The organism is Arenibacter aquaticus, assembly GCF_003957295.1.
GTDB lineage: Bacteria > Bacteroidota > Bacteroidia > Flavobacteriales > Flavobacteriaceae > Arenibacter > Arenibacter aquaticus.
The window spans coordinates 635,394-648,230 of record NZ_RQPJ01000002.1; the positions used below are offsets into that span (position 1 = coordinate 635,394).

Below are 12,837 nucleotides of genomic sequence, written 5' to 3' on the forward strand. Positions count from 1 at the left end.
TATGGCGAAACTGTTACGATTGCATGTCTTAATTTTTACCATTTATAAAGGGGGGATTCCCTTTAAAGGGTTGCGTGCGGGTATATTACGTCAAAATCAAATTCTTTCGATTAATGCTGATAATCTTCAATCCTTAAGTAAAAAGTCTATTGGGCCTAAACGATTGGAGATCGTATTCCTTTGGATTCTGCTAGCAGTCAATTGCTTAGTTGCTACAGCGCAATCCTTTCCTGTACAAGTAATCCCCCAAGTTAGCCCACCACCACCTATATTCTTTTCGCAATATGCCAATGCCAGTACCGCAAACGGTCCCTTACGGCTTCAAATTATACTGAACGATTTAGAAATCAATAATCGTGAAATTCGGTTAAAGGCCTATTTTCAAGGAAATGGAATTTCATTCCAGAGCAATGATGTAATAATTGGCTCAAGGCCCTTATTTTTAGAAGGCGGTGTCCCCTTGGTATTGACCAACGAAGAACTGGCGCCATATTTTCGCTTTGAAAATATTACGGGTATTTCGCCTACTGTTTATGGACAAGTTATTCCCGAAGGAGCCTATCAGTTTTGTTATGAGGTGTATGATGTCCTTACCGGCAATCGCCTTTCCCAAAAAAGCTGTGCCGTTAGTGTAATCTTTCAGAACGAACCACCTTTTTTAATATCCCCTAGGAACAGAACATTCATTGCCGAAAATAATCCGCAGAATATAATATTTCAATGGACACCTAGGAGTATTAACGTTAGTAATGTGGAATATGAGCTAAGCATGGTAGAAATTTGGGATAACCAAATAGACCCGCAAGCCGCATTTTTAAGTTCCCCTCCTGTTTTTCAGACTTCTACAACCGCCACCACCTATGTATATGGTCCATCCGACCCTCTATTACTATCTGGCAAAAACTATGCCTGGCGGATACAAGCAAAAGCCAAACAAGGTGCAGAAGAAATTGGACTATTTAAAAATCAGGGCTATAGTGAGATATTCTACTTCAGCTTTGCTGGATCCTGTGATTTGCCCATAGGTATAAGCCATAAGGTAAAAGGTAGCAGCAATACCAACATTTTCTGGGATGATTTTACTACTGATATTCCAGAGTATACTATTCGCTATAGACAGAAATCGAACCAAGGTGGAGGGAATGAATGGTTTTTGAATAGAACCACTACCAACCAAACTACACTATGGGATTTGAAGCCCGGTACCACCTATGAATACCAATTGAAGAAAAAATGTGTGGTTACAGGCAGCGAATGGAGCACGGTCCAACAATTCACCACCTTTTTAGCCGATAATGAAACCAGTGTTTATCAATGTGGAATTACGCCTAATTTTAGCCTCACCAATAAAGAACCACTTCCCAAATTAAGTACTGGAGAAAGTTTTATAGCAGGGGATTTCCCTATTAATGTTTTAGAGGTTAGTGGCAGCAACGGCAGATTTACCGGCAAAGGCTATGTCACTATTCCCTATTTGAACAGTATTAAGGTTGGGGTAGAATTCACGAATGTATCGATCAATACCGATAAGCATATGTCCGAGGGTGCCGTGAATACTGTGTATGATCCCAACTTAGCGAGTATTCTGGATGTGGATGAGGTGGTGGATACGGTTACTGACGTTTATGATGCTGTCGCGGATTTAGGAGCAAGTGTAGATGACATACTTAAAAATGTTTTTGGTGATGATGACGAAAATGAAGAAAATGCACCTAGGATAGAGTCGGAAGACATTGAAGATAAACCGATTAACCCTACAGGTGATAATATTGCAGACTTAGACACTAATGGAAATAACAGATATGCACATGTCGATACCACAAGTGGCGATTCCGGCAATACCTCCAATACAACTAGTGGGCCAAACAATAACGACAATGAAGGTGTTAATTTGAATTCAAGCCCAAGTCTCGAGTCCGTTACTACAACCAATGAAAAAGTTGTAATTGAATTTAACGGAACAGCTTATAACAATAACGACGTAATAACAGTTCCATATGACAAAGATAATTCGCACTATGCTTTTTTGTTGAAGAATTATCCAAAAGACGATTCGCTCAATTGGCAGGTATTATATCTAGGTTCAGATTACACTTCAAAACATGTCACAAATGAGCCTAAATATGACAACTTAGGGATCGATATGAAAAAAGTTTACAGCTTAGATATTGTAGCAAATTATAATGACCAAAAAATTAAAGTAACTATAAAAAGGGAACTTGAAGATTTTAATTTAGTGGACATTTATGCCAAACCAGAGGATAGCCCCAGAAGAATTGCTAAAACAGGGAAGAAATTGTATTTAAAGGGGTCTGCAACATCTCTCACTAAAGCAAATCGGAAACTAGATTTCAGTGTCAACATCAGTCCTAATCTTTCCACAGGAGATATTTCTGTACAGGATATTATCTGGTATTATGAGAAACCCAATAGTCAATATAATTTAGGCCAAAATTATGGTGATAAAGACATCCATATCAGCCTTACCGAACAAGATAAAACCTATTGGGTTAAAGCTAAAGCAGGAAACCCTGAGTCGATGGAAAAGGCCATTGAAGTTGTTTGGTTTGATACTAACAGGTCTACCTATAATTTTTTGCCTCCAAATGTGAATGCCTTACTGTCCGATACTTTCAAGGAGATTGAAAACAACTTCGATTTAATGGGCAAATACATTCCTATTGCAGGAATGAAATTCAAATTAGATCCTATTAAAACCGAGGGGTTAAAATACAATGAAGAAGATCCCAACTCTAGATTATATAAACAATATGAACAAGGTTCCGTTAAAGGAGGGATTTCAGCTGAATTAAAGAAAATACAAATAACCCATCCTGTGCTTAAAATATTATCGGAAGTGGGTATCGCGGATATTGGACTCTATGTTAAAATAAAAGCGGCTATTGTGGCAAAAGGCGGTGTTGAAAGATTTAAGTATATAGAACATACTGAGTTTGAAAATAACAATCCATTTCTAGAAATAGGTCCAAGTGGTTGTATTGAGGCCGGTGTTGAGGCAAAATTATTGGTGGCAAGGGATTTGGTAGACTTCGATGTTCGGGGTTTTGCTATGGGTTGTTTAGCGGGTAAAATAAAGTATGGATTTCTCTCCAAAAAATTAGAAGGTGAACTTTATATACCTCCAGTTGTCTTAGGTGGTAAGGTTAAAATAGAGACTAAGGGGACACTAGAATATGAATTGATTGATTGGAAAAGTACAATTAGTATATCCGATAAAATTGAATTGGGCAAAATTGAAAAGCAATTTTAACTAACATAATAACTTAAGTTTTTAGAGAATTCATAGGGTTGTATATCCACCTACCCATAGTAAAATATACATCTTTCTGTTTTCTGGCAATCAATGAACAGGGAACGAAAACTAAATGTTTCCATTATTAACTAATTGAATTTGATTGACCATATTACTGTAAATAATTGTAAGTCCAATAGTTATCAATGATATAATTTAAAAAAATGATTGAAAATAGAATGTTTTTTATAGTTGCATTATTAATACACACACTAGGGAATGCACAAGAAGAAAATGCAAATCTGATTCTAAGCTACCCAGAGGAATCAGAAATATCTTTTTTTCAATATCCGGAGGGTACCAATGCATATGCCATTTATAAAAGTAGAGCCGAAATCACCAATGAGTATCCCGAACAGCTATTAGAGTCCATTATTTCAGCTACAAATCAAGATTGGGTAGACTATAATACTCTGGGCGGTGCAGAAAAGGTATCAAAAAAGAAACAAAGCCATTTTGACAAAGTAAAGGCCATGGATAAGGCCAATAACTACTTTGAATTGGCCCATAAACTAACATTTGATGTAGGAGGGGTGTCCACTGCTATAATAAAATTCTTTACCCACTTTCAAGAGATGGAAGTACTATCAGGTGTTGCGGTAATGCAATTTGTGGATGGCAGATGGCAAAAAACTTCTCACCATTCCTTGTCTACCCTCTCTATAGTTGTAATGAGAATGAAACCAGAAGTGCTAGAGGGAATTGTATTGCTAAATTCAGATGATCCTAATATAAAGGCTTTAGCTGAACGAGTTACCCGAGAGGGTGTCTTGGATTTATCCTTACTTGAAGATGAATTTAGAAGCTGGTATTCCCCAGAAAAAGATGAAACAAAAATAGAACTATATAAAGACCCAAGAACTTGGTAAAACTCCTAAAACACCACATATGAAAATTAAGATTATAGTAGCCCTCTTTTTTATATCACACTCATTGTTCTCTCAGTTAGACTACGAAACATTTAATGGAAATAAAGGAAAAATGAGATTTAGCAAATCATACGGCTATACCAATCTATATGACTATAGGGTAAACGCAAGTGAAGAGGATTCATTAATAACTAGAAAATTAAGTTCATCAATTCCTGAAGGTTTACTTACTGACCAATATGTTAAGGAGCTTTTGTCCAATAAAAGGGATTCTATAAACTTCAAAATTATTATGGATTCCAGGTTGCTGGTAGACATGAATGCAGATCGTGTTTGCTTGATTAAATACAGTACAGGTTCCAACAACACAGTATCGGAAAAAAACATTTTTAAAGCTGTTAAAACTGGCGGTAGTTGGAGAGAGCTCAACATTGCAAATAGCGAGATAAGCCTTTTAGAGCAGATTCTATTGGGAGCAAGTGTAGAGGTGCTATTTCAATTCTATAACCGTTGGAACGATCCCGAATACCCTGATATAAATAAAATGAAACTAGAAGTAAAAGACGAAGAGGGAGCTTTAAACATAAAAAAACTAGCAGAAGTAGTAACTAACAATACAGCAGTTCTGCAAAAATATGATCATAAATAAAGGGCATAGGTTATCGCAGTAGTAGTTCCCCTCGCTAGCGCGAGCGTCACGCTCGTGCCGTCAACAGTGAGCGGTAAAGAGCAAGTATTGTAGAACATTGTAGTCAGTAAATAAGTATGAGCAGAAAATATAAATTCCAAAATCCCTCGGGGGCCTACTTCGTGAGCTTCGCTACCGTGTATTGGATAGATGTGTTTGTAAGGCAAGCTTATTTTTCAATACTACAGGAAGCTGTAGAACATTGTAGGACAAAAAAGGAGATGGAAGTCTTTGCGTATTGTTTTATGCCGAGTCATGTTCATTTAGTTTTTAGGTCTCAGAATGACAACCCTGGGGGACTTTTAAGGGATTTTAAAGGCTTTACCGCTAGAAAAATAATTAAGGCGATCAAAGAAAACCCACAGGAAAGCAGAAAAGAGTGGCTACTTAGGTTGATGGAACACGCAGGCAATAAAAACAGCAATGTGGGCAAAAGACAATTTTGGCAACAGCATAATAAACCTATTGAACTGTGGAGTGGAAAAGTTATCAAACAAAAAATAGATTATATCCACAACAATCCCGTAGAACAAGGATTTGTTACGGATCCAGTGGATTGGAAATATAGTAGCGCAAGAAACTATGCAGAAGATAATTCGATTCTAAAAATAGATAATGAAGGTTTGCATTTAGGAATGATGGAACTATGAAGGATGATGTTCTAAATAGTAGCTGTATGGGCACGAGCGTGACGCTCGCGCCAGCGGTTATAGATGTTTTACGACCATAATTGCTTATAGAAATGAACGGTAACAGCCCTCAAAGTCAGGAGACTTTGCGGAGCTTAAAAAAGAATAAATTATAAGGAAGGAAAACTAAAATAAGCCGAATAAAAGTAACTAATCATAACCAAAGATTATGACTAAAAACTACATACATATCATCCTGTTCTTATGTTGCAGCCTACTTTGGGCGGTTCCAACCAACTCTCCTCATGAGACCTGTGCTGAGTGCAGTCGAAGTAGGGGTGGTGAATCCGGGGTGTGTCTTTCTGAAGTCATATTTACCATCTCCAAAGACTCCCTATTTCCAAAAGAAAAAGACTCCACCAAACTTAAGAAACCAGACCCAAATCATTTGGTGCATTTGCAAAAGCTCGTAGCGTTTCAATCCTCTAATAAATTTTCTGTCATAAACGAAAAAACTCCACTAATCCCGGTAGTTATTGGGACGCATGGGGAAAATTCTTCTCACATAAACGAAAAAGAAGGAAAAACCTTCCGTACCTTCCCCTCACTTGACCAAAAACTAGTACAAAAAGAAGATTTCAAAGTTTCCTTTACCAACCTTAAACCTGAATTTACATCAGAATATATTTCCACTAATTTTTCCAAAAATCCCAAAACGGATACCCTTGTAGCTAGGGCCAAAAGAGCTTTCAAGGCAGTTAAGGAATTGGGCAACTTTGTCGACATTATTACAGGGAAAGAATTGTTGCAACTCCCCGTTGGACTAAGTAAAAAAGATTCTACCTCCGGGAATCGTGTGGAACTTGCCATCACCCAAGTAAAATTTCTGCCACAATATGCGGAACTCAAAGCCTGGGCTAAAATGATAATCCCCGTAAAAGGACCCAATGGGGAACCTAATAGGGAAATCTATTTTGGTGGAGAAGGTATAAAACTCTCTCATGATGGAGCCCTTTTGGGAGATATGAAATTGGTCTTATTAGGCGATCAGGCCATTCCTCTAAATGGAGATAATTGGCTACTGACCCTAAAAGGAGGAATAGACTTAAAAAATGGTGCCTTTGGAGATCAATCGTATGTAGAATTCGACTGTGCTGGCTTAAAGTCCATTGGTCTGGAGGCCGACTTAAGGATTTCCAGAAACATTCTGCTCCCCATTACCAGTGGTGGAAATTATGTATGTGGTGAGAGTGCGGATAACAAATATTTTAAGGATTCTAATGTTGTAAACAATAAATGCTATGTAGGTGCATCCTTTGGTGTTAAAGCGAATGGCTGGAACGACCTTTTGGTAGATATTTCGCTGCCCCAATTTGAAATAAGGGGATTAAAAGGTTGGGGGTTTAATGTTAAAAGAGCAGTGCTGGATTTAAGTGACAGTCGGAATGCTGCTGGCATTAAATTTCCAAAAGACTACAGCGAGGTATTGGTACGTGGGGAAAGAAATCTCTGGCGAGGGTTTTACGCCAAGGAACTAAGTATTATGTTGCCAAAGGGGATAGAACATACTAAAACATCTAGCAAGAGGGTGCAATTTGGCGCGGAACACCTCATCCTGGATGCCCAAGGAGTATCAGGCTCCTTTTTTGCAGAAAATGTATTAAATGTAGGGGAAGGTTCTGCCGGTAAATGGGCTTTCACTATTGCCGATGTAAGTCTTTCTCTCTCCAGAAATTCCCTGACAGGGGGGGCATTGGCAGGTGATATTTCCGTGCCAATTTTTGAGAAACCTATGGACTATTCTGGATACATACAACAAGACGGCTACGGACTGGCAGTTGGCTTGAACAGTACTTACAAGACTCCTGTCTTCCTAGGTGAAATGCAATTGGAGAAAAATTCCAGTGTGGCCATAGATGTACAGGACGGCAATGTATACCCCTCTGCCAACCTCTCAGGCCAACTGACTATAGTTGGTAAAATTGGTCAGAAAGAAGGGGAAGAGTCGCCCTCTGCAGAAATGGCCACAGATGGTGGTAAAGGATTTAATTTTCCGGGTATTGTTTTCGAGGGATTAAAGCTGGAAACCGAACCGGGCAAAAAACCCATCAGTGCCAAAAACTTTGGATTTGAAGGAGAAATGAAGCTGATGAATTTCCCGGCTTCCGTTGAGAAGGTAGAATTGATTACGCCCAATAACCAAGCTGGTCTTTCGTTCGACCTAAAAATAAATTTGGATGGTGAAGGATCCCATGCCACTACCAGTATGCAAGTAATGGGAAAATTAGAAGACGGTGCCAAAATACAGAAATGGCAATTTGAAAGGGTTAAGGTAAATGGAATTGATATTGACTATGAAAAAAGCGGAATCACCTTAAAAGGTGGACTGGAAATTATGGAGGACCATAGTTGGTATGGCGATGGTTTTCGAGGCAATATTACGGCCACAATAAAGAGCGTTAACTTAAAGGTTAATGGCAAGGCCATTTTTGGCGTGAAGGACTTTAGATATTGGAATGTGGATATATGGGCCAAAAACGATGAAGAAAGTAGCTCTAAATTTATGATAAACGCTATGGTTGGGGGCGTGACCTATCGTATGAAAAAAATTCGGGGCAACACGGATGGCTTTTCCCCCTCATCAGCCGTTTACCGACCAAATGCAGATTATGGATTGGGCATACGTGCTGGGGTAGATATCAGCACTCAAAATTCGGATACCTTTAGTGGAAAGGCCTATTTGGAAATGGTATTTAATAACCATGGTGGACTAAACAGGATAGGTTTTACAGGAGAAGGTGCTTTCATGGGGGACAATACTAGCGGAAACTTAAACAGCTCCGATTTTGGTGCGTTAAATTCAACATTCGAGAAAGTAAACAATTTTGTTGAAGACAATAAGGCTGTGGTGGACAAACTGTCCAAACATGGTAATTTCTTGGAGCTCGCCAAAGAATCGATTCCCGTCCACGATGTGGCCGCTTCGGGAAAAGCAGGGGCTTTCGTAGGAATTGAAAAGGATTTTGTAAATCAGACATTTGACGGTGAATTTGAGTTGTATCTGGATCTAGAAGGTGTTAAAGGGGGCGGGGAAAATAATTTAGCGGGCTATGCCAAAATGCACACGGGACCAGAAGACTGGTACATATACCTTGGAACTCCGCAAAAAAGGATAGAGCTACTGTTTCAGGTAGGGACACAACTAAGGGTAGGAGGTTATTTCATGACCGGCACCCAACTACCCTCCCAATTGGATCCACACCCAATGGTGGTCAAAATATTGGGGGATGATATGCTGAACAGTAACCGCCAAGACAATCAGTTACAATCAGGTAAAGGTTATGCTTTTGGGTTAAATTTTGGATACGGATATAATTTTGATTATTTAATTTTTTATGCCTTTGTAGAACTAGGGGCCGGCTTTGACGTGATGCACGCGTATTATCCTAATGCAAAATGCGCAGGTCGTCCAGGCCCTATTGGAAACAATGGATGGTACTCCATGGGGCAAGTTTATGCCTATCTATATGGAGAATTTGGAGTGAAGGTAGATTTGGCATTTATGAAAGGTAATTTCCCCATCGCAGAAGCCGGTATTGCCGCTCTGTTACGTGGACAATTCCCCAATCCGGCATATTTCCAAGGCCATGTGGGAATGAATTATAGAATATTAGGTGGACTCGTTTCGGGCCGAATGCGTCTAAAGGTAGAGCTAGGAGAAGAATGTGAATTGGAAAATATAAACAATGCTGTAGGTATACCCATGATATCTGACATAAACCCCCAGGATAACAGCAATGATATTTCTGTTTTTACAGCACCCCAAGCAGTATTTAACTATGCTGCTAATTCTGATTTCAGCTTAGAACTGGATGAAGGGGTCAGGACGTTTAAGCTCCAACTTAAAAACTTTTCTGTAACCGCGGAAGGCCAAGAATTACAGGGGGATTTGGAATGGAACAACACCAATGATGCCGTAACCTTTAAACCTGAGGAAACTCTCCCTTCCAAGAAGGAAATTCAAGTGGTGGTCGAGGTGAGCTTTGATGAAAAAATAGGGGATAGTTATCAAACCATGATAGAAAATGGCAAGCCGGTAATAGAAAAACGGGAAATTACATTTATAACAGATCGTGCCCCGGATTATATTCCATTGGAAAATATAGCCTATATGTATCCCGTCATTGATCAACAAAGTTTTTATCCAGAGGAATATAACAAGGGGTATGTGAAAATGAAAACTCCCCAGAATTATCTCTTTGACAGTGGATTTGAAACAAGGGCAGAGTTTGTTTCTATGACCGGTAATCAAGGTATCCGAACAAATTTATCATATGACAGATCAAAGGCAACGGTATTTTATGATGTGCCAGAAGGCATGCCCCTAAATTCTTATCACAAAATTAATTTACTGGTTTTTCCGCCAGGTTCAGATATTAAGACCGAAATAATTGTGGAAAATACAGAAACTCTTGCCGATCGGGAAAGCGGAGATACAAATTGGTTTGACCCCTCCAATGGAAAGCAAGATACCAGAAACGTCTCCGGTAGCGCCGTAGTTGCCAATAAAAAAGCTGCCAATATTATCATCTCCAACGTAGCACCCAAATCCATTTTGGATTATGGCTTTAAAACTAGCAAGCATCCCAGTTTTAGGGACAAAGTCAAGGAATTAACAGTTACCAACAACCTTACCAATTACATTTTTGCAGACGTACACTCAATGTCACTTCAAGTGGGCGATTATGAATATTTGGAAAAATTGGAAGTGATTGGAAGTAGATTCACCAATTCTAAGCCATTAGTTTATGCACAAGCCGTTTTGGAGGATTCCTATTACAAAAAGAGAATATTTCCACTTCTATACCAGAATTACCCCCTTGATGGTAATATTAGAGTTAATCGGCAGGAATCAATTATGGGCCTACCTCCTGTGCGCTCCTTTTATGTTGGCAATGAATATTTGGTAAACTTGGACAACAACCCTAATTCTGAATGGGTCAAAAACAGAATCCCTTTTGTATATAATTTACCATATCAATATAAAGCAGACATGGTCTATTTAAGGGATAAAATCTTGAGTAGATATTATGAAAGTGATGGCGATATTCCCAAGTATGAAAGGTATAAATATTTAATCGAAAGCACTTTTCCTCCTTTGCCCTTGGGTAGATTTAAAGCTAAATTGATTTACCGAACACCTGGTGATATATATCAAAAAGGATATGAAATAAAATATGTGAACGACTAGCCCAAAGCTCATTGTAAAACTTATTCATCGTGAAAGAACTTGTACTATTACTCTTACTAACCTCTGTTCTCTGTGCCCAAGATACCGCATCGGTCAAGGTTATAGCACGCTCCTTGCCAAACAAAGTTCTTTTGGGATGGGCAGTGGACGAGCCTTTGGCCTGGAAGAAAGCCAATGAAGTAGGTTTTTGGATAGAACGTGCAACCATTTCCAGAAATGGCGAGGCAGTGGTGCCAATAGAAAGGAAACAATTGGTCGCACAACCACTAAAACCGAAACCTCTGGGTGAATGGGAGGTATTGGCCCTAAAAGATCAGAATGTAGCCATATTGGCCCAAGCCTTATATGGAGAAACCTTTGAGATTAGTCCACCTGGCAGTCAGATGGGTGCTATTTATACAATAAACGATGAATTGGAACAGCGCTTTACTATAGCCTTGGTAGCGGCCGAACAAAACTATGAGGCTTCAAAATTGGCGGGATGGGCCATAGAGGACCCTTCGGTTATTGCTGGTGAAAAATATGTTTATTCAGTCTCGGTGGCAAAACTAGCGCAAATAAGAATTCCTATTAATAGTGGAACAGTATATGCCAGCACTGATGATTTCGAAGCCCTTCCGGAACCCATAGGTTTGACTGGTGTCTTTACGGATCAAAAAGTTACATTGAGCTGGAACTTTAATTTGCTACAACATGTTTACACAAATTATCATATCGAAAGATCAAAGGATAATATTTCCTATGAACAATTAAATGGGGTTCCCATCTTTAGCGCCCAACAGGACAAGGAATCCTCTGATATATCCATGTTCTATATGGATTCTATTCCCAATAACACTAATTTCTATTATCGAGTAATAGGAAAGACCGCCTTTGGGGAAACTGGACCAAGTTCGAAAATAGTACAGGGCAAAGCAAAAGAAACATTGGGTTTTGTGCCTAGAATATATCAAAAAGAACTGTCCACGGATAATAAGGTATTACTCCGATGGGAATTTAAGGAGGAAGGAAACAAATTAATTGATAAGTTTCAACTGCGCAAGGCAAACAGCAACCAAGGTCCCTTTTCTACAGTAGTAGACAATATTCCGATAACAGCTAGGGAAATAACTTATGAAGGTTTGGAAAGGGTTAATTATTTCACCATCGTCGCTATAGGCAAAAAAGGTACGGAAAGTGAATCTTATACCTCCTTGGTACAACCAGTAGATTCCGTACCTCCCTCTCCACCAACTGGCCTGAAAGGAACAATAGACACAACTGGAGTCGTTACCTTATCCTGGTCAAAAAATCTGGAAGAGGATTTAGGCGGATATCGAATATACCGGTCATATAATCTACAGGTGGAGTTTAGCGAAATTACACAGAGAACTTCTAAACAAGAAAATTATACTGATACTGTAGCAATAGCCAATTTAAATAAAAAAGTATACTACAAGATATTGGCGGAGGACAAACGTTTTAATCGATCGCTGTTTTCTAATGTATTGGTCATTAACAAACCTGACCTTACTCGTCCGTCTTCTCCAATACTGAACAATTATGAGGTTACAACTGATGGGATAAAATTATTTTGGATCCCAAGTAGTAGTGATGATGTTGCCTTCCACAAATTATATCGAAAAAAAGAAAGCGTACAAGAAACACTCTGGGAAAAATTACACGAATCGAATTCAACTGTGGATTCCACTTTTTTTGACTCCACATTGAAGAAACCGAGTGTTTACCACTATACCGTGGTGGCTACAGATTCTGTTGGATTGGAAAGTCTACCGGCCAAGCCCATTAAGGTAATATGGAAGGGAAAAACTATTAAAGAAGAGGACATTAGGTTCTCAGGAACTGTAAATCGTGAATTGCGATTTATCAACCTCACATGGAGGGTAAAGGATTTTGATGCTGTAGAATTCCGCCTATATAAGGGAACGGAAGGAAAGGGTCTTAAGCTATATAAAACTATGGGGGGATCGGCCAAAGGGTATAACGATGTGGATTTGAAAATTAATTCAGATTATTTATATGGTTTGCAAGTAATTCAAAATGGTGGCGGAACATCCAAACTAAAAAAGATTAATGTAAAGTACTGA

At 39.0% G+C, this 12,837-nt stretch carries 6 protein-coding genes; all 6 read left to right on the forward strand.

What is annotated here, in order from left to right; all coding sequences use genetic code 11:
• The first annotated feature begins 1 nt into the window (after window position 1).
• The 6 genes from EHW67_RS05615 (at window position 2) to EHW67_RS05640 (ending at window position 12,837) form a co-directional block, all read left to right on the forward strand.
• The gene (locus tag EHW67_RS05615) at window positions 2-3,271 is read left to right on the forward strand and encodes a fibronectin type III domain-containing protein (RefSeq protein WP_126161376.1); all 3,270 of its coding nucleotides are present in this window, start codon (window positions 2-4) and stop codon (window positions 3,269-3,271) included.
• A gap of 206 nt (window positions 3,272-3,477) precedes the next feature.
• The gene (locus EHW67_RS05620) at window positions 3,478-4,182 is read left to right on the forward strand and encodes a hypothetical protein (protein WP_126161377.1); all 705 of its coding nucleotides are present in this window, start codon (window positions 3,478-3,480) and stop codon (window positions 4,180-4,182) included.
• A gap of 19 nt (window positions 4,183-4,201) precedes the next feature.
• Entirely contained in the window at window positions 4,202-4,831 is a 630-nt protein-coding gene (locus EHW67_RS05625) for a hypothetical protein (RefSeq protein WP_126161378.1), read from the forward strand.
• Window positions 4,832-4,947: 116 nt separating this feature from the next.
• On the forward strand, window positions 4,948-5,520 hold the full coding sequence (locus EHW67_RS05630; RefSeq protein WP_126161379.1) for an REP-associated tyrosine transposase: 573 nt from the start codon (window positions 4,948-4,950) through the stop codon (window positions 5,518-5,520).
• A 208-nt stretch (window positions 5,521-5,728) separates the two neighbouring features.
• Window positions 5,729-10,750 carry a hypothetical protein gene (locus EHW67_RS05635; protein WP_126161380.1) on the forward strand — a complete coding sequence of 1,674 codons (5,022 nt, stop codon included), beginning with the start codon at window positions 5,729-5,731 and terminating at the stop codon, window positions 10,748-10,750.
• A gap of 29 nt (window positions 10,751-10,779) precedes the next feature.
• Window positions 10,780-12,837 carry a fibronectin type III domain-containing protein gene (locus tag EHW67_RS05640; RefSeq protein WP_126161381.1) on the forward strand — a complete coding sequence of 686 codons (2,058 nt, stop codon included), beginning with the start codon at window positions 10,780-10,782 and terminating at the stop codon, window positions 12,835-12,837.